15 protein-coding genes and 1 riboswitch are annotated in these 17,777 nt (G+C 62.4%); of the genes, 7 read left to right on the top strand and 8 right to left on the bottom strand.

Features of this window, described 5'->3' with window-relative positions; genetic code table 11:
* Together WH87_RS05475 and iolG are read left to right on the top strand one after the other, a co-directional pair.
* Nucleotides 1-783, top strand: coding sequence for an ATP-binding cassette domain-containing protein (locus WH87_RS05475; RefSeq protein WP_046138163.1), 783 nt, complete (start codon nucleotides 1-3; stop codon nucleotides 781-783).
* Between the two features lie 65 nt (nucleotides 784-848).
* Complete coding sequence (iolG, locus tag WH87_RS05470) at nucleotides 849-1,862, top strand: inositol 2-dehydrogenase (protein WP_046138164.1); 1,014 nt, start codon at nucleotides 849-851, stop codon at nucleotides 1,860-1,862.
* Between the two features lie 288 nt (nucleotides 1,863-2,150).
* Here the strand turns inward: iolG and iolB are convergent, their stop codons facing one another.
* The 6 genes from iolB to WH87_RS05440 all read right to left on the bottom strand — a co-directional run bounded on the left by iolB (nucleotide 2,151) and on the right by WH87_RS05440 (nucleotide 9,137).
* Entirely contained in the window at nucleotides 2,151-2,954 is an 804-nt protein-coding gene (iolB, locus tag WH87_RS05465; RefSeq protein ID WP_046138165.1) for a 5-deoxy-glucuronate isomerase, read from the bottom strand.
* Nucleotides 2,896-3,150 (bottom strand): hypothetical protein, encoded by a 255-nt coding sequence (locus tag WH87_RS05460; RefSeq protein WP_046138166.1) that lies wholly within the window; start codon nucleotides 3,148-3,150, stop codon nucleotides 2,896-2,898. The genes iolB and WH87_RS05460 overlap by 59 nt, the downstream gene beginning before the upstream one ends.
* A gap of 64 nt (nucleotides 3,151-3,214) precedes the next feature.
* Nucleotides 3,215-4,132 carry a myo-inosose-2 dehydratase gene (gene iolE, locus WH87_RS05455; protein WP_046138167.1) on the bottom strand — a complete coding sequence of 306 codons (918 nt, stop codon included), beginning with the start codon at nucleotides 4,130-4,132 and terminating at the stop codon, nucleotides 3,215-3,217.
* A 178-nt stretch (nucleotides 4,133-4,310) separates the two neighbouring features.
* The gene (iolD, locus tag WH87_RS05450; RefSeq protein ID WP_046138168.1) at nucleotides 4,311-6,158 is read right to left on the bottom strand and encodes a 3D-(3,5/4)-trihydroxycyclohexane-1,2-dione acylhydrolase (decyclizing); all 1,848 of its coding nucleotides are present in this window, start codon (nucleotides 6,156-6,158) and stop codon (nucleotides 4,311-4,313) included.
* Nucleotides 6,159-6,239: 81 nt separating this feature from the next.
* A complete protein-coding gene (locus WH87_RS05445) occupies nucleotides 6,240-8,144 on the bottom strand; it encodes a bifunctional 5-dehydro-2-deoxygluconokinase/5-dehydro-2-deoxyphosphogluconate aldolase (RefSeq protein WP_046138169.1) in 1,905 nt (634 codons plus the stop codon).
* A 147-nt stretch (nucleotides 8,145-8,291) separates the two neighbouring features.
* Nucleotides 8,292-9,137, bottom strand: coding sequence for a MurR/RpiR family transcriptional regulator (locus WH87_RS05440; protein WP_046138170.1), 846 nt, complete (start codon nucleotides 9,135-9,137; stop codon nucleotides 8,292-8,294).
* Between the two features lie 125 nt (nucleotides 9,138-9,262).
* Between WH87_RS05440 and WH87_RS05435 the strand changes: the two genes are divergently transcribed.
* Both WH87_RS05435 and WH87_RS05430 read left to right on the top strand, forming a co-directional pair.
* The gene (locus tag WH87_RS05435; protein WP_046138171.1) at nucleotides 9,263-10,378 is read left to right on the top strand and encodes a Gfo/Idh/MocA family protein; all 1,116 of its coding nucleotides are present in this window, start codon (nucleotides 9,263-9,265) and stop codon (nucleotides 10,376-10,378) included.
* Nucleotides 10,379-10,495: 117 nt separating this feature from the next.
* A complete protein-coding gene (locus WH87_RS05430; RefSeq protein ID WP_046138172.1) occupies nucleotides 10,496-11,140 on the top strand; it encodes a dihydrofolate reductase family protein in 645 nt (214 codons plus the stop codon).
* A gap of 27 nt (nucleotides 11,141-11,167) precedes the next feature.
* Here WH87_RS05430 and WH87_RS05425 read toward each other — a convergent pair whose 3' ends face one another.
* On the bottom strand, nucleotides 11,168-12,115 hold the full coding sequence (locus WH87_RS05425; protein WP_046138173.1) for a LysR substrate-binding domain-containing protein: 948 nt from the start codon (nucleotides 12,113-12,115) through the stop codon (nucleotides 11,168-11,170).
* Between the two features lie 267 nt (nucleotides 12,116-12,382).
* Nucleotides 12,383-13,345 carry a DMT family transporter gene (locus WH87_RS05420; RefSeq protein ID WP_046138174.1) on the bottom strand — a complete coding sequence of 321 codons (963 nt, stop codon included), beginning with the start codon at nucleotides 13,343-13,345 and terminating at the stop codon, nucleotides 12,383-12,385.
* Nucleotides 13,346-13,445: 100 nt separating this feature from the next.
* Nucleotides 13,446-13,589: riboswitch (FMN riboswitch) on the bottom strand.
* Nucleotides 13,590-13,932: 343 nt separating this feature from the next.
* Between WH87_RS05420 and WH87_RS05415 the strand changes: the two genes are divergently transcribed.
* The 3 genes from WH87_RS05415 to glpX all read left to right on the top strand — a co-directional run bounded on the left by WH87_RS05415 (nucleotide 13,933) and on the right by glpX (nucleotide 17,502).
* Complete coding sequence (locus WH87_RS05415; protein WP_052726283.1) at nucleotides 13,933-14,898, top strand: iron-siderophore ABC transporter substrate-binding protein; 966 nt, start codon at nucleotides 13,933-13,935, stop codon at nucleotides 14,896-14,898.
* 241 nt (nucleotides 14,899-15,139) lie between these two features.
* Nucleotides 15,140-16,480 (top strand): homoserine dehydrogenase, encoded by a 1,341-nt coding sequence (locus WH87_RS05410; protein WP_046138602.1) that lies wholly within the window; start codon nucleotides 15,140-15,142, stop codon nucleotides 16,478-16,480.
* 35 nt (nucleotides 16,481-16,515) lie between these two features.
* Entirely contained in the window at nucleotides 16,516-17,502 is a 987-nt protein-coding gene (glpX, locus tag WH87_RS05405; RefSeq protein ID WP_046138175.1) for a class II fructose-bisphosphatase, read from the top strand.
* The last annotated feature ends 275 nt before the right edge of the window (nucleotides 17,503-17,777 follow it).

Genomic DNA, 17,777 nt, shown 5'->3' with positions numbered 1-17,777 from the left:
ATGGCCGATACTCCACTGATCGAACTCGTCGACATCAAGAAACAGTTCGGCCCCGTGATCGCGCTCAATGGCGTGTCGCTCTCGGTGCTGCCCGGCGAGTGCCATTGCCTGCTGGGTGACAACGGCGCGGGCAAATCCACCTTCATCAAGACCATGGCGGGCGTGCATAAGCCCACCGAGGGCACCATCCGCATCGGCGGCCAGCCGGTGGTGTTTGACAGCCCCCGCGACGCCATGGAGGCCGGTGTCGCCACCGTCTATCAGGATCTCGCGATGATCCCGCTAATGTCGGTGACCCGCAACTTTTGGATGGGTCAGGAGCCGCGCAAGCAATGGGGCCCGTTCCGTTTTCTCGACATGGACATGGCCAGCCGCGTCACCATGGAAGAGATGCGCCGCATGGGCATCAAGCTGCGCGAGCCCGATCAGGCTGTGGGCACGCTGTCCGGTGGCGAACGCCAGACAGTCGCCATTGCCCGAGCCGTCTATTTTGGCGCCAAGGTGCTGATCCTCGACGAGCCGACCTCGGCGCTGGGCGTGCGCCAGACGGCCAATGTGCTGGCGACCATCGACCGCGTGCGCAAGTCCGGCATTGGCGTCGTGTTCATCACCCACAATGTGCGCCACGCTCTGGCGGTCGGTGATCGCTTTACGGTGCTCAATCGTGGCCGCACACTGGGGACCGCCAGCAGAGGTGAATTGAACGCCGAGCAATTGCAGGACATGATGGCGGGCGGGGAAGAACTGGCCGTGCTCAGCACCTCTCTGGGCGGAACGGTTTGATCGCTGACCGTTGCACATGAATTCCGGCCGGGCATTGTGCCCGGCTTCCTTTTTGGAGACTACTCATGACTGTTCGCTTTGGTCTTCTTGGTGCCGGCCGCATTGGCAAAGTGCACGCCAAGGCCGTTTCGTCCAACTCCCAGGCTCAACTGATCGCCGTGGCCGATGCCGTCGCGCAGGCTGCGTCAGATCTGGCCAAGCAGTACGCCTGCGAAGTCCGCTCCATCGAGCAGATCCTCGCCTCGGCCGATATCGACGCCGTCGTCATCTGCACCCCCACCGATACACATGCCGACCTGATCGAGCAGTTTGTGCGCGCCGGTAAGGCCGTGTTCTGCGAAAAGCCGATTGATCTCGATGTCGAGCGCGTCAAGGCCTGCCTCAAGGTCGTCGACGCCGAAAGCGGCACACTGATGGTCGGCTTTAACCGCCGCTTTGATCCGCACTTTCAGGCGGTCAAGGATGTCATCACCAAGGGCGAAATTGGTGCCGTAGAAATGGTCACCATCATCTCGCGCGACCCCGGCGCGCCACCCGTGGAATACATCAAGCGCTCGGGCGGCATCTTCCGCGACATGACCATCCACGATTTTGACATGGCCCGCTATCTGCTGGGCGAAGAGATCGACACCGTGACGGCGCAGGCCTCCGTACTTGTCGATCCCGCCATCGGCGCTGCCGGCGACTATGACAGCGCCTCGGTCATGCTCTCCACCGCCAGCGGCAAGCACGCCACTATCTCCAACTCGCGCCGCGCCACCTATGGCTACGACCAGCGCATCGAAGTGCACGGGTCCAAGGGCTCGGTCTCGGCCGAGAACCAGCGCCCGGTCTCCATCGAAGTTGCCAACGCCTCCGGCTACACTCGTCCACCGCTCCACGACTTCTTCATGACGCGCTATCTCGACGCTTATGCCCGCGAAATCAGCAGCTTCATCGACGCCGTTGAATCAAAATCTCCGGCCAATCCAAGCGGCCTGGACGGGCTGATTGCACTGGCGCTGGCGGAAGCGGCGCTGAAATCGGTCAAGGAAGGCCGGGCGGTGAAGGTGAGCGAGATTACGGGCGGGCTGGGCTAGTTCGCCTATTTCAGGCGCGGGCTGTCCGCGCCAGATCTATCCCACCCAGCGGCGCTGCCCACGGACTTGATCCGTGGGCCATTTCCATCACAGCACGCGCTGACAGAGACCCGCGGATCAAGTCCGCGGGAAGCGATTGTGGGGAGGGATCGGCGACCAGCTAAGCTTGCCCACCCCACAGAGCGTCACCCTCGGGCTTGACCCGAGGGTGTTTTCCTTGCGTACGGGAAGTGGAGAGCCCTCGGGTCAAGCCCGAGGGTGACGAGCGGTGGCGGCGGAGCTATCGCCCTACTTCAATAGCCACTCGTGCTCCACCGCGTTGTGGAATTTCCATGCGCGCTTCGGGCCGGCCATGACGTTGAGATAATACAGGTCGTAGCCCGCCGTGGTGGCCACGGGGTGATAGCCCTTCGGCACCAGCGTCACGTCGCCATCCTCGATTACCAGCGCCTCATCGAGGCTGCGATCATCGGTGTAGACGCGCTGCATGGCGAAGCCTTGCGGTGGATTGAGGCGGTGGAAGTAGGTTTCTTCGAGCAGGCTTTCGTGGGGCAGGTTGTCCTGATCGTGCTTGTGCGGGGGATAGGACGAGGTGTTGCCCTGGGGGGTGATCACTTCGACCACGAGCAGGGAATGGGCCGCGCCGTCGTCTTCGGGCATGATGTTGTAGACATGCCGGACATTGGCGCCCTTGCCGCGCGTGATGCGCTGGTGGCGGCCGGGAGGGATCACCTGCGCCTGATGATTTCCACCGCCGGGGGCGGCACAGACGGCCAGTTCCAGATCGGTTGTCGCGTCGGCGGCCCAATCGCTGCCGGCGGGCACGTAGACTGCCCAGGGCGCGCCCTCAAACGGGCTCATGCGCTCGCCGATTTCGCCGAAGTCCTCGCCATTGACGGAAATCCGCGCCTTGCCGCTGACCAGCACCAGGCACAGTTCCTGCGCGCCGGATTCGCCGCCAGTAACAGTGCCAGCGGCCAGCTTGTGCAGGGCGAACCCGACATAGGTCCACCCGGCGCTGGCCGGGGTCACATCATGAACGAGGCCCGTCTTCCCCTTCGGTCGGACGCGCAGGTTCGGTTGGTTCGACATTGGCTGGTTCCTCCTTGGGGAAGGCGTAGAAGAAGTTATAGAGCGAGTAAGCCAGCGCTGCGGCGACGAGCAGGCCCCAGAACTGGTCCTTGGTCCAAAGGAATTCCCAGGCGGTCCACACCGCAAGGAAACCCGTGACGGCGACGCGCCGCCACAGCGGGCGGAACCAGTTGAGATCGTTTTGTTTCAGTGCCATCGGGTGATTTCCTGCCTGCGAGCCAAGTGTTGCTGCATGCTCTAGCACAGTGACCGCCTTGGGATCACCCCTTGGGGAAACCTTGCGTTTCGACCGTATACCCGGCAGCCGTCATGACGCGCATCAGCTCCTTGTGACCCACCTGGGCCATCTTGAGCGGCGTGTTGATGGTCGGGTCCTGCTCGGCCTCCACGACAAACCAGCCCTCATAGCCATAATCGGCAAATTTCTGCACGATGGCGCCGAAGTCCAGCGAGCCATCGCCCGGCACGGTGAACGCACCCAACGCCACCGCATCGAGGAAGCTCTGCCTGGTGCGGTCGAGGCCGTTGATCACGTTCATGCGCACATCCTTGACGTGAACATGGCTGATGCGGGCGTGGTGATTGTCTATGACACGCAAGACATCGCCCCCGGCAAAGGCCATGTGCCCTGCGTCGAACAACAGCGGAATGCCTGGGCCCGAAGCGGCCATGAAGGCGTCGAGTTCGGCCTCAGTCTCCACGACTGCTGCCATGTGGTGATGATAGGAGAGGGGCATGCCCTGCTCGGCGCACCACTCGCCAAATTCGGTCAGCGTGCGGGCATAGGCCTTCATTTCGTCGGCGGACAGCTTGGCCTTGGTCGCCAGCGGCTTGCTGCGGTCGCCCTGAATGGAGCGGCCCACTTCGCCATAGACGATGCAGGGCGCATCGACCGCCTTGAACAGCTCGATCATCGGCGCAATGCGGTCCTTGTTGGCCGCAAGTTCCTCATTGACCAGCGTGCCGGAGAACCAGCCACCGCAGAGGGTGACGTCAGCCGCGCGCAAGATGGGCAGCATCACCGCAGGATCGTCGGGGAAGCGGCGCCCCTTTTCCATGCCGGTAAAGCCCGCCGAACGCGACTGCCGCAGGCATTCCTCCAGCGACACATCATCGCTGAGCTCCACCAGATCATCGTTCCACCACGCGATGGGCGACATACCGAGTTTGGCTTTCAATTTATGGCTCCAGAATTGCTGACATCGGTAGAACCCCCACCCTTGATCCCTCCCCACAAGGGGGAGGGAGACGCTGGAACCGACGGCTCTGTGGCTGCGGCTCCATCTTTCCCTCCCCCTTGTGGGGAGGGATGCGAGAGCAGGGTGGGGGAGCCGCGCTCTCTATGTGTGAATTCGGCTACCCCACCCGCTGCGCCTTGAGCGCTTTCACATAGCCTTCGCGGGCCGCGTTCACTTCAGGGCGATCGCTGACCTCGGGCACGGCCACGTCCCACCAGTGGCCACCTTCATCGGTGGTGATCAGCGGGTCGGTGTCGATGACGATGACCGTGGTGCGGTCATTGCTTTCGGTTTCGTGCAGGGCGGTTTCGAGTTCGGCGATGGAGCCGACCTTGCGCGAGATGGCGCCCATCGAGGCGGCGTGCGCGGCAAAATCGATTCCGGGCAGAGTGACATGGTGGGTGTCCTTCAACAGATTGTTGAAGTTGGCGCCGCCAGTGGCCATCTGCAGCCGGTTGATGCAGCCGTAACCTGCATTGTCGAGCAGCACGATAGTGAGCTTGGCGCCCAGCATGATCGAGCTGGCGATCTCCGAGTTCAGCATCATGTAGCTGCCATCGCCGACCATGACGATCACATCGTCCTCAGGCCGCGCCAGCTTGACGCCGAGGCCGCCCGCGATTTCGTAGCCCATGGTCGAGAAGCCGTATTCCATGTGGTAGCTGCCGGGGCCTCGGGCCTTCCACAGCTTGTGCAATTCGCCGGGCAGGCCGCCCGCAGCGCAGACAACGACTGCGTTCTCACGCGCGCGCTGCACCGCGCCGATGACCTGCGCATCGGAGGGCAGTTCGGCATTGGTGGTGGCGGTGGCCTTGTCAGCGGCGGTCAGCCACTCGTCCTTGCCGGCCTCGGCCTTATCAGTCCATTCCGGGTCAGCCTGCCAGCCGGTCAGCGCCTGGCTGAGGGCGTCGAGGCCCACCTTGGCGTCGGCCACCAGCGGCAGCGCGCGATGCTTGTGCGCATCAAAGGGCTGCACATTGAGGCCGATGATCTTGAGGTCTTCGTTCTGGAACAGCGCCCACGAACCGGTGGTGAAATCCTGCAGGCGCGTGCCCACGGCCAGCACCACGTCGGCCTCTTCGGCCAGGGTGTTGGATGCGGACGAACCGGTAACGCCAACCGAACCCATATTGAGCGGATGATCATGCGGCAGGCTGGATTTGCCCGCCTGCGTCTCCATTACGGGCACGCCATAGCGCTCGGCAAAGCTGCGCAGCGACTGGCTCGCCTGCGAATAGAGAACGCCACCACCGGCAATGATCACTGGCTTTTTGGCCTGCAACAGGGCAGCGGCCGCCGATGCGAACTCGTCGCCATCGGGCATGACGCGGCGAATGTTCCAGACCTTCTCCTCAAAGAAGCTTTCGGGATAATCATAGGCTTCCGCCTGAACGTCCTGGCACAGGCTCAGCGTCACCGGGCCACATTCGGCCGGGTCGGTGAGCACCTGCATCGCGCGGCGCAGGGCAGGGATGATCTGCTCGGGGCGGGTGATGCGGTCGAAATAGCGGCTGACGGGCTTGAAGCAGTCATTGGCCGAAACCGTGCCGTCGCCCCAGTCTTCCACCTGCTGCAGAACTGGGTCGGGCAGGCGATTGGCGAACACGTCGCCGGGCAGCAGCAGGATCGGAATGCGGTTCACATGCGCCAGCGCAGCGGCGGTCACCATATTGAGCGCGCCGGGGCCGATGGAGCTGGTACAGGCCATGAAGCGGCGACGGAAACTGGCCTTGGCATAGGCGATGGCGGCATTGGCCATGCCCTGCTCGTTCTGCGCCCGATAGGTCGGCAGCGTATCCTTGATGCCGTAAAGCGCCTCTCCGACACCGGCCACATTGCCATGGCCAAAAATGGCGAAGACGCCGCCAAAGATCGGCACCGTCTCGCCATCAATCACGGTCTTCTGCACGGTCAGGAACCGGGCTACGGCCTGTGCCATCGTCAATCGGATTGTTTTCTGGCTCATAGTGCCTTGTTCCTCGTCGCCTGCGGGCTGCGCGCCTGCATATGTTTATCATGGTGAGACGGTGGTGGTGAGGGGGCTGCGCTAGGCGGCTTGTTGAGCCCGCAACCGTTCCCACACTTCAACCAGTGCGCCGAAGCGGCGCGCCATGTCCTGCACGGCTTGTTCATCGCTGATCTCGCCCGCCAGCCATTGCTTGGCGGCAGGGGCGAAGATGGTGCGCCCCACCGCAAAGCCACGGACCGTGCGCGACGTCTGGGCGATGGCGAATCCCTGCTCCAGCTCGGCCTGTGGTGCCTCAAGGCCCAGCAGCACGACGCCACGGCACAGCGGGTCGCGCGCCTCGATCACCGCATCAATGGCGGCCCAGGCGGCCGGGGTCGGCTGGGATTCCAGTTTCCACCAGTCGGGCATGACGCCCTCGTTGTAAATCTCGGTGATGAGGCTTGCGAGCGTATTGTCGCCCAGCGGGCCTTGCTTGCTGGCGATCAGCTCGATCAAAAGTTCGCGGCCCACCTTGCGCGCAGCCTCAAAGGCAGACTTGAGCTTGGCGATCTGTTGGTGCCGCAACTCGTCGGGGTCATCGGCGTGGATAAAGCACAGCACCTTGATGCAGTGGTCCACGGGCCAATCGATCAGGCGCGAGCCGAGATCCTGGCTGAACTCGAACTGCAGCGGACGCGAGCCGGGCAACTCGATGGGCTTGCCGATCCAGAGGTTTTCCGCCCCTGCCGCATAGAGGCCGTCGCGGCCATACTTGTCGTCAAGCAGCATGCCGAAGCCGTCGCGGCCCTTGGCGATCTGTACGGCGGCTTTCACCGCCAGTGCCTTGAAGGCGGGCAGGCGGTCGAGCTTGGATTGATCGCCCGCGGCCATCTCTTCGAGCTGTAGGCGATGATCGATCGCCAGCGCCATCAGGCTTGGGATTTCGCGGCGGCGCGTGGTGGCCCAGTGAATGTGGTTGATCGCAGCGTCCTTGCGCAGGGCGCGTTCCTTGCTGCCATGCTCGAGGAAATACTGCAGCTCGACCCAGGTGGGGATTTCGGGTGCGCAGAGCAGGCGGGACACGGCGAACGCACCGCAGGCATTGGCCCAGGTGGCGCTGGTGGCGTGGGGCTCGCCGCGCAGCCAGCCGCGCAGGAACCCGCTCAGAAAGGCGTCGCCCGCGCCCAGCACGTTATAGACCTCGATGGGGAAGCCCTTGCCAACGATGCCCTGTTCCAGATCATCGGGAATGGCGCCGTCATAGACGATGCAGCCCATGGGGCCGCGCTTCAAGACGATGGTCCCGGGGGACAAGGACCGGATCGTCTTGAGCGCGGAGAGCAGGTCGGACTCGCCGGAGGCAATCAGAACCTCCTCCTCGGTGCCGACAATGAGGTCGCAATCGGCAAGCACGGTCTTCATGTGGGCTGAGACGGTGTCCGAAGCGATGTAACGGCTGTCGCCGGCATCATGGCCGGCGAGGCCCCACAGGTTGGGGCGGTAATCGATATCGAGAATGACCTTGGCGCCATTGGCGCGCGCAATGCGCATCGCCTTGCGCTGGGCGGCGTCGGTATGGGGCTTGGCAAAGTGGGTGCCGGTGACCAGCACCGAGCGCGCCGTGCGAATGAAGGATTCGTCGATGTCGTCTTCGTTGAGCGCCCCGTCGGCGCAGTTGTCGCGATAGAAAATCAGCGGGAAGGAATGCTCGTTTTCAACAGCGAGCAGCACCAGCGCGGTCAGGCGCTCCGGATCGGTGACGATACCCTTGGTTTCAACGCCTTCACGCACCAGCTGCTCGCGGATGAACCGGCCCATCTGCTCATTGCCCACGCGGGTGATCAAAGCGGACTTGAGACCGAGGCGAGCGGTGCCGACAGAGATATTGGTGGGGCACCCGCCAACCGATTTGGCAAAGCTGCCAACATCTTCCAGTCGCGTGCCGATCTGCTGGCCATAGAGGTCAACCGACGAGCGGCCAATGGTGATGACGTCGAGCGACATCGTCCCGTTCTCTGGGTGCGCGTTCGTCAATCGAACCTCCGATACAGCAGGCTTCAGTGAAATCGTTGACGCCATGAAACATAGGTTCTGGCGTCGCGTCAATATGGAACAGACGTTCTATTTGTGAAATTGACGCAGGATTTCGCCCTAGCTGCCCCGGCGACGCTTCTCGGCAATGCTCACGGTGAGGGCCATGGCAAAGGCCATGCTGGCCGAGAGCGAGCGGAACCCGGCGTGATCGGCTTCTACCACCTCGAACCACTCGGTCGAGCATTCTGCCATCGGTGAGAAGGCCGAGTCGGTCAGTGACACGACGGGAATGTTGCGGGCCGCGAGCGCGCGGGCCTGCGCCGCACTTTCCGATGCATAGGGGGAGAAGCTGACGGCAAAAGCCGCATCGCGCTCCGTGGCCATCGCCAGCATGTCATCATCAATGCCGGCTGATGTGCCGACCAGCTGGTAGCGCACCTTCAGCTTGCCGAAGGCATAAGCCATGTAGCTGCTGATAGGGTAGGAGCGGCGCTTGGCGATCAGATAGATTGTGTCCGCCTTGGCCAGCAGTGACACGGCGCGCTCGAATGCCTCGGGGTTCACATCGGCGCCAATGCCATCGATGGAGCGCTGCGCGGCAGCGATGAAGCCGTTGAAGATCGTTGTGCTCTCGGCGAGCGCCGGCCCGTTCTTCTCCAGCGTCCGCAAGCGGTCTTCATACGATGAGTTGCGCTCGCGCAGCCGGTCGCGGAACAGCAATTGCAGGCCCGAGAAGCCATCGAAGCCGAAGTGCTGCGCAAACCGCACCAGTGTCGATGGCTGGACGTCGGCCGACACGGCGATGCTGGCGGCGGTGCCGAAGGCGATTTCGTCCGGGTGATCCAGCGCATAAGCCGCAACCTGGGTCAGGCGTTTTGGCAGTTCTGCCTTCCGTTCCAGGATCGCGCTGCGCAATGCGTCGAAGTCCTGCGGTGGCTGCACCTTGTCGGTCGTAGCGGACATATCTCGTTCCTACAGTCTCTTAGCCCCAATAATCCCCAATCGGGGCCATCAGGCAAGTGGTGTTAGAAAGTCTATTCCGAAAATGGAATGAATGGATTAAACATTCGAAAACATCGGAGGTTGGAATGGGTGGTTCAATTGGCGTGGGCCTGATCGGCACCGGCTACATGGGTAAATGCCATGCTTTGGCGTGGAATAGTGTCAAAGCGGTGTTCGGCGACGGGCCCAGCGTGCGGCTGGTGTCGCTGGCAGAGGTGAACGCCGATATCGCGCGCAAGAAGGCCGACGAGTTCGGGTTCGAGCAATCCACCGGCGACTGGCGCGAACTGATCGCCAATTCCGACGTCGATGTGGTGTCCATCACCACCCCCAATGCCTTCCACGCGGAGATGGCTATTGCAGCGCTCGAAGCGGGCAAGCATGTCTGGTGTGAAAAGCCGATGGCGGTGGCCTTGGCCGATGCCGAGCGCATGGCTGCGGCCGCGAAGGCTTCGGGCAAGGTGGCGATCCTTGGCTATAACTACATTCAGAACCCCCTGATCCGGCAAATCGGTGCGCTGCTGGCCGATGGCGCCATCGGCACGGTCAATCACGTCCGCTTCGAAATGGACGAAGACTTTATGGCCGACCCGGAGGCGCTGTTCTACTGGAAGAGCGAAGCCAGCTCCGGCTACGGCGCGCTTGACGATTTCGGCGTCCACCCGCTCAGCCTCATGCATGTGCTGTTCGGCTCGGTCTCCAAGGTTCAGGCCCATCTGAGCAAGCCCTATGCCGAGCGCCCAACCCGCGACGGCGGCAAGCGCGCGGTGGAAACCTTCGACATCGCCAGCGTGCTGTTCGAGCTGGGCGAAGGCATCAGCGGCGTCATGGCGCTCGATCGTTCGGCCTGGGGGCGCAAGGGTCGCATCGCCCTGCAGATTTTCGGCAGCAAGGGCACCATCGTCTACGATCAGGAGCGCATGAACGAGCTGCAGCTCTATCTCACCTCAGATAAGCCAACAGAACAGGGCTTCCGCACCATTCTCACTGCCCCGCAGCATGCGCCTTATGACCGGTTCATTCCGGCGCCGGGGCATGGTCTGGGCTTCAATGATCTCAAGGTGATCGAGTGCCACGAGCTGCTGCGCCGGATCGGCGGCGAGCCTGCGCGCGTTATCGACTTCGACGCTGGGCTGCGCATTGAGCGGAGTGTGCATGCCATGGCGCAAAGCCATCAGGAGCAGCGCTGGGTTTCGCTTTAGGCGCGCCGAGCAACTTCCTGGTTCTGGTGGGCGGTGGACATTGTCTGCCGCCCTAGTTTTTCCTGATTGCAGGCATCAGTTGGGCGAGGCAGCATAGTGCCAGCACAGGAGGCTTGCGTGGGACGTGTCAGGGTTGGTGGGTTTTCGTTGTCGCTCGATGGTTTCGGGGCGGGCCCGGACCAGAGTTTGCAAAACCCGTTGGGAGTGCGCGGGCAGGAGCTGCACAAGTGGTTCTTCGGAACCAAGACGTTCCAGTCCATGTTCGGGAACGGGCAGGGCTCCGAGGGCGTGGACGAAACCTTTGCCCACCGATCCATGGATGGCTTCGGCGCGTTCATTCTGGGCCGAAACATGTTTACCCCAGAGCGCGGCGAATGGCTCGACAAGGAATGGAAGGGTTGGTGGGAAGAAAACCCGCCCTACCATGCGCCAACCTTCATCCTGACGCAGTACGCCCGCGATCCCATCGTCATGGAAGGCGGCACCACATTCTATTTTGTCACCGAGGGCATCCATGCGGCGCTTGAGCGCGCGCAGGAGGCGGCTGGAGAGCGCGACGTCAAAATCGGAGGCGGTGTATCGACTGTGCGCCAGTATCTGCAGGCGGGATTGATCGACGAACTGCACTTTGCCATTTCGCCCGTGCTGCTGGGGCAGGGTGAGGCGATGTTTGCGGGTCTCGACTTGCCAGCCCTCGGATATCGCGTCCTGAGCTCCACCCCCTCCGAGCTGGCCACCCACGTCGTGCTCGGGCGTTCCTGACCAGCTAGCGTGGCGAAGGTCTCCGGGTCACTCCGGAGGCTTTGGGGCCACGGCACCAAGCTCTGATTTGAGCCAGGCTTTGAACGTGTCGATGTCGTCCATCTTCTGGCTCGATGGCAGCCAGACCACATGATAGTGCAGGTCCGAATTTACGCTTTCGCTAAAGCTGCGCACCAGCTTGCCCGTTGCAAGATCATCCACCACCAAGGATGAACGGACCAAGGCAAACCCCGCGCCGGCCCTACATGCATCCAGCATTTCGGCGAAGGTCTTGAACGTTGGTCCCGTATCCAGATCCAGTTCGGTGTGGATGTGGTCGGGGCCGCCATCTTCCTCGGTCCCATAGATCTGGGTGAACCATCGGCGCCAATCCAGAACGGTGTGTCGCTCGCCCACGTAGTGCAGCAGAGGTGCCGCGCGCGCCGCTTGCCTGCTGGGGAGGGTGCGGTAAAGCTCGGGGGAGCAGACGGGAAACTCTTCCTCGATGGCCAGGCGCTCGGCGCTCAGCGGCGGTCCGCCGGAGCCCAGCCAGATTGCCAGATCTGCCTCGCCCGCCATCAGATCCGCGCGGCGATAGCTGAGGGCGACGGAAATCGACAGGTCAGGGTGATCCTGAATAAAGCGGTCAATCCGGGGGACCAACCATTGCGAGCCAAATTCCGGGCTTGTTGAAATCACGAGGGTTCGCGGGCCAGGAACACGCTTGGCGCTGGCCAAAGCTGCAGCCAGAGAGGAGAGGCTGTTTTGCACCTCGGGCAATAGCGTTTCGCCCACGCGGGTGAGGCGAAGGGCGTTTCTTTCTCGAACGAACAGCTCTGCGCCAAGCCACTGTTCAAGCTGAGCGATCTGGTGGCTCACGCCTGTCTGCGTGATGCCGATTGCCTGCGCGGCCTTGGTGAAGCTGGCTGTTTCAGCAACGGCCAGAAACGCCCGCAAAGTCTGCAGTGGAGGGAAAGCCTTCGATCCAAAGAGCATGAAATTCCTTCATGGTATCGATGCGAACACATCGTTTTTCTTCCTATGGAAGCTGGCTGATACTCGCCTCCATGATGAAGATAGGCACTACTTTCATGAAGATTTATGCTGCTGTTCGGGGTTGGTTCAAGGCTGCCGACGAAGCGCCAGGGCGCTGCGCTTTGCGGCGAGACCTGGGGTTGCCCGAGGTTGACCCGGATCAGGATCGATGGCGTCATCGTTAGAGCAAAAGAAAAAGGCCCCCGGATCGTTCGGGGGCCTTCACTATCAGGCGAAGCTTACAGCGTTCCGTCGCTTGGTCTCGCTCCACAGGATGAAGCTCGACGCACCAAGGATGAGCACGGCGCCCGGCCAGAACCAGACATGCGGGACCTGGGACAGGATGAGCCAGCCCAGCAGGGTATTGAGCGGCAGCTTGAGATCGTCGAAGGGCTGCAAATACGTCGCGTCGGCCACCTTGTAGGCGAGCGCGAGGAAGTATTGCGCGCCTGCGGTGACCGCACCAAGCAGCAGGATCAGCCAGAGGGCGTCGCCGCCGGGCAGCACGAAATCAAAGCCGGTGGCGAGGCTGGCTGGAAGCGTGCCTTCGGGCAGAATGGCGACCGCAAAGCCGAGGATCAACCCGATCAGCAGGTGGTTCGGGGTGATCAGCACCAGCATGTAGAGCGTCATGGATTCTGGCGCTTCATCGCGACTGAGATATTTGGTGATGACCGATACCGAGCCCCAGCAGGCTGCGGCGAGAATGGGCGTCAGCGAGAACCAGGTGAACTGCTCCGAGCCCAGTTCCGACACCAGCAATGCGCCGACAAAGCCCACCAGCGACGCGATGAGTCGCTGTGGCGTCAGCTTTTCGCCCAGAAAGATCGTGGCCCCGGCGATGATGAAGAAGGGGCCTGTCATCGAGAGCGCCACCATCTGCCAGACCGGCACGCCACTGGCGAAGCCGAAGGCAAAGAACTGCACGCCCAGCGCCGACAGCAGCGCACGCGATTCATGAGCCCATGGATGCTTGGTCTTGAGCGCAGAAAAGCCGATCCGGAAGATCAGAGGCAGCGCGATGATGGTGGCGATCACATATTGCCAGAACACCACGGCGGTGGACGGAACGCCCAGTTGCCAGGTGATGATCGGGGTCAGGATATTGGTGATTGCAAAGGTTATGCCCGCACCGAGCATAAAGATCGCCCCGAGTACGGGGGCGTTGGTAGGCGAGGAAATCTGGTTCATCTAAAGTCCTTTCCGTAACCAGTTTCCTCAGGGTTACGGGAAGTGGCACCGCAGCAACGCTCGCGCAAAGCTACGCGAGCGCTGGCAAAGCAGCGCTTGGTCCCGTTCTCTTCCATCCGGACTATGACCGTCGGCTCCGGAATTACACCGGATCTGCTGACCGCCACTTTCGTGGCGCGCTCGCGGGCTTGGCGTCGCCGCCTTTACCGCCGGTGGGGAATTACACCCCGCCCTGAGAACAATGCAGAGATTCCTCCCTGCGCCCGCAAAGATAGGGCAGGGCATTGGTCAAGGCAAGAAGACACACGAGTGTTACTGTGCGCCGATCCCGAACGATGCGGAAATTTCTGCTCTTGGCGGCATGACGGGAGGCTGCATGGGAGTACCCCCACCTAGCCTCCCCCTGGGAGGGGGAGGAACCGGCCTGTGGATTGTCTCTCATCTTGCCCTGAACGCGAGCTGTTCCTCCCCCTAATCAGGGGGAGGTTAGGAGGGGGTATTTCGATCTCTCAGGCTGCCCAAAAATATACATGACAACACAAATCATCTTTTGTAGGAAGGCTCATCATCCTTCACTCGGTGCTGCCATGTCCCGTATCCTCCTAGCTCTCGCCGTCGCGCTCTCTCCCGTCGCGCTTCACGCCCAGGAATTCCCCGTTACGCTCACCCATGTTTACGGCGACACCGTCGTTCCAGCCGCGCCACAGCGGGTGGTGACTTGGGGCTGGGGCAATGAGGATGCGGTGATTGCGCTGGGCGTGATTCCCGTCGGCGTTCCGTTCCAGTCCTATGGCGGTGGTGACAATGGCATTCAGCCCTGGATCGAGGATGCACTTGCGGCAGCTGGCGCCACAGCGCCAACCGTATTGACCAATGCCGGCGAACCGCCGTTCGAGCAGATTGCGGCGCTGGAGCCGGACCTGATCATCGCTGCGTTTTCGGGCATTACCGAGCAGCAATATGAACTGCTGTCGGGCATTGCGCCGACCGTGGCCTATAGCGGCGACGCCTATACCAGCCCGTGGCAGGACGTGACCCGCACCGTGGGCAAGGCGCTCGGCAAGTCCGAGGCTGCTGAAACGCTGGTCGCCGAAACCACCGATTGGCTCAACACCGAATTCGCCAAGCGCCCTTCGCTCGCCAAGGTCACTTTTGCCAGCGGCAACGACTATGACGGCTCCATCGCGGTCTATGCGCCGCTCGATGCGCGCATGAAGTTCTTGACCGATCTGGGCCTCACCATGGCGCCGAGCGTTATCGAACTGGCGCCCGATGACGGTCAGTATATCTTCCCGTTGAGCTATGAGCTGTTCGACAAGCTCACCGCCGACATCTTCATCACCTATTATGAAGAGCAATCGGCACTGGATAATTTCCTGGCCCAGCCCTATGCCAAGACCTACCCACCCATCGTCAATGGCGGCCTCGCCGCGCTGGTGGGCACCGAGAATGTTGCTGCCGTTTCCCCGCCAAGCGCGCTGTCGCTGCGTTGGGGCTTGCCGACCTATCTCGACGTGATGGAAAAGGCCGCCGAGGCGGTCGCAAAGCAATAATCTCGTGGGCGGCGCAAATGCCGCCCAAACTCCTATTGACGGCTAGGCGAAATCCTATGCAGATGGCGCCACCATGAGTGATATCCAGTCTTTCCGCCAAGCCGTCGAAACTTTCATCTCTGCCCGGGGCTGGACGCCTACGCGCTTTGGCCGCACCGTTGCGGGCGATCCGCTGTTCGTCTTTGACCTGCGCGAGGGCCGCGAGCCCCGCACGGAAACCCGTGCGCGCATTCTCAAGGCAATGCAGGAATATGGCGATGGCGAAACGCTGCCGCCGCTACGCATTGGCGTGGCGGGCCTGGGCAATGTCGGCGCGACGCTGGTGCGCATCCTGCAGAAGGACGGCGCTGAGCTCACCAAAAAACTCGGCCGCCAGCTGGTGGTCACTGCTGTTGCCGCCCGTTCGCGTTCGCGCGATCGCGGCATTGATATCACCAATCTCGACTGGTTCGACGATCCCGTCGCCCTGGCCAAATCTGAAGGCATCGACCTGTTCGTGGAGCTGATCGGTGGCGAGGACGGTCCGGCCTTTGCCGCTGTCAAAGCTGCGCTCGAAATCGGCCGTCCGGTCGTCACCGCGAACAAGGCGCTGCTGGCCAAACATGGGTTGACGCTTGCCCGCATGGCCGAAGAATCCGGCGCGCAGCTGGGCTTTGAAGCCGCTGTTGCAGGTGGCATCCCCGTCATCAAGACGCTGCGCGAGGGCCTTGGTTCGGCGCGCATCGCCAAGGTGTTCGGCATCATGAACGGCACCTGCAACTACATCCTGACGCGCATGGGCAATGAGGACATCTCGTTTGCCGATTGCCTCAAGGACGCGCAGGCGCTCGGCTATGCCGAAGCCGATCCGACCTTTGACGTTGAAGGCTTCGATACGGCGCACAAGCTGTCGATCCTCGCGACGCTGTGCTTCGGCTATGAAATTGCCCCGGACAAAATCCGCGTCGAGGGCATTTCCCGCATCACCCAGCACGACATCAAGGTCGCCGCTGACCTCGGCTACAAGATCAAGCTGCTCGGCATTGCCCAGCGTACCGACGATGGCATTGAGCAGCGCGTGCACCCAACCTTTGTGCCCAAGGGCTCGGCCATTGCCGGCGTCGATGGCGTGATGAACGCCGTGGCGCTCGAAACCGACCACGTGCACGAATTGCTGCTGGCCGGTCCCGGCGCCGGTGGTCCGCCAACCGCATCGTCCGTGTTGTCGGATATTCTTGACATTGCCCGTGGCACCCGCGTGCCGCCGCTGGGCGTGCCAAGCCACGAGCTGATGCCATACCGCGAAGCGCCAATGCGTGCGCATGAAGGCGGCTATTACATCCGCCTCAACGCCAAGGATGTACCCGGCGCGCTGGCCGCAATCACCACCCGTATGGGCGAGCGCAATATATCCATCGACTCTGTCATCCAGCGGTCCGATTTGAGCGCTAAGGCTGTGGCACCGGACGGCTCGCCGACCCGGACAGTCGTGATGATCACTCAGCAGACTTTGGAATCATCGGTGCGTGAATCGCTTGCGCAGATCGCAGCCGACGGTTTCATTGTGGGTGAACCGCAGTTGATCCGGATCGAAACGCTCTGATATCCCTCCGGGCAAGTCAGGCTCCGGGAGGAAACATGAAGCTCACCAAGGTCGAGGTTGCCAAAACCCCCGCCCACCTGCACCGCACCCTGACGCTGGAACTGGTCCGCGTCACGGAGCGGGCAGCGCTTGCTGCTGCCGAATGGCGCGGCAAAGGTGACGAAAAAGCTGCTGATGACGCCGCCGTCCTCGCGATGAAAACCGAGCTCGATGGCGTCGCCATTTCCGGCCGCATCGTCATCGGCGAAGGCGAGCAGCACGAAACCGACAACCTTTACATCGGCCAGTCAGTCGGCAACGGGCAGGGCCCCGAAGTTGATATCGCCGTTGATCCGCTCGAAGGCGTTACCCTCTGCGCCAAGAACCAGCCAGACTCGCTGGTGGTGCTGGCCATGGCCGAGCGGGGCGGCCTGCTCAACGTTGCTCGCAACGTCTACATGCACAAGATCGCCATTGGTGCGGATTATGCGCCTGGCACCGTCCATATCGACTGGACGGCGACGGAGAATGTGCGCGCATTGGCCAAGGCCAAAGGCGTGCCGCTCAGCGAAGTCACCGCCATCGTGCTTGATCGCCCGCGCCACGCCAGCCTGATCGAGGAGCTGCGCACCACGGGCGTGGCCGTCAAGCTGATCAGCGACGGCGACATTGCCGGCGTTATGCATGCGGTGAACACCGAAGACACCGGCATCGACATCTATCTCGGCTCCGGCGGCGCACCCGAAGGCGTCCTCGCGGCTGCCGCCTTGCGCTGCATCGGCGGCCACATGCAGGGCAAGCTGATCCTCGATACCCCCGCCAAGCGCGAGCGTGCGCGCGAAATGGGCATCACCGACCCGAACCGCGTCTATGACGTGACCGAACTTGCCGCAGGCGACGTCCTCGTCGCCGCCACCGGCGTCACCGATGGTTCCTTGCTCGACGGTATCCGCCTCCGCCGCAACTCGGTCGAAACCTCCACCATCGTCATGCGCTCTTGGAGCCAGACGGTGCGATGGATCCGGGCGCAGCACGCGCGGTAGGGTTGGTGGGCCGAGGGGGGTGTTGGGTAGCGACTTAGCTGGATCACTCCCCACCCACCGCTCGTCACCCTCGGGCTTGGCCCGAGGGCTCTGCACTAAGCCGCCGTCCTGCAAATGAAGCCCCCTCGGGTCAAGCCCGAGGGTGACGACTGAGGGGGCGGTGCACCAAACTGCTCGGCACGTAAAGCTCCTGCTTTACACCTTCACCATCCCCACCCACCATCGCTTCCCACGGACTTGATCCGTGGGCCACTCCCAGCCCGGCACGAGCGGAC

The organism is Devosia epidermidihirudinis (genome assembly GCF_000971295.1).
GTDB classification, from domain to species: domain Bacteria; phylum Pseudomonadota; class Alphaproteobacteria; order Rhizobiales; family Devosiaceae; genus Devosia; species Devosia epidermidihirudinis.
The sequence above is the reverse complement of the archived record's forward strand: the minus strand, read 5'-3'. Positions and strand labels throughout refer to the sequence as shown.

Coding starts and splice junctions, on each gene's coding strand:
- WH87_RS05475 (WP_046138163.1), top strand. CDS start 1: ATGGCCGATACTCCACTGATCGAACTCGTCGACATCAAGAAACAGTTC.
- iolG (WP_046138164.1), top strand. CDS start 849: ATGACTGTTCGCTTTGGTCTTCTTGGTGCCGGCCGCATTGGCAAAGTG.
- iolB (WP_046138165.1), bottom strand. CDS start 2,954: ATGTCGAACCAACCGAACCTGCGCGTCCGACCGAAGGGGAAGACGGGC.
- WH87_RS05460 (WP_046138166.1), bottom strand. CDS start 3,150: ATGGCACTGAAACAAAACGATCTCAACTGGTTCCGCCCGCTGTGGCGG.
- iolD (WP_046138168.1), bottom strand. CDS start 6,158: ATGAGCCAGAAAACAATCCGATTGACGATGGCACAGGCCGTAGCCCGG.
- WH87_RS05445 (WP_046138169.1), bottom strand. CDS start 8,144: ATGTCGCTCGACGTCATCACCATTGGCCGCTCGTCGGTTGACCTCTAT.
- WH87_RS05440 (WP_046138170.1), bottom strand. CDS start 9,137: ATGTCCGCTACGACCGACAAGGTGCAGCCACCGCAGGACTTCGACGCA.
- WH87_RS05435 (WP_046138171.1), top strand. CDS start 9,263: ATGGGTGGTTCAATTGGCGTGGGCCTGATCGGCACCGGCTACATGGGT.
- WH87_RS05425 (WP_046138173.1), bottom strand. CDS start 12,115: ATGCTCTTTGGATCGAAGGCTTTCCCTCCACTGCAGACTTTGCGGGCG.
- WH87_RS05420 (WP_046138174.1), bottom strand. CDS start 13,345: ATGAACCAGATTTCCTCGCCTACCAACGCCCCCGTACTCGGGGCGATC.
- WH87_RS05415 (WP_052726283.1), top strand. CDS start 13,933: ATGTCCCGTATCCTCCTAGCTCTCGCCGTCGCGCTCTCTCCCGTCGCG.
- WH87_RS05410 (WP_046138602.1), top strand. CDS start 15,140: ATGCAGGAATATGGCGATGGCGAAACGCTGCCGCCGCTACGCATTGGC.
- glpX (WP_046138175.1), top strand. CDS start 16,516: ATGAAGCTCACCAAGGTCGAGGTTGCCAAAACCCCCGCCCACCTGCAC.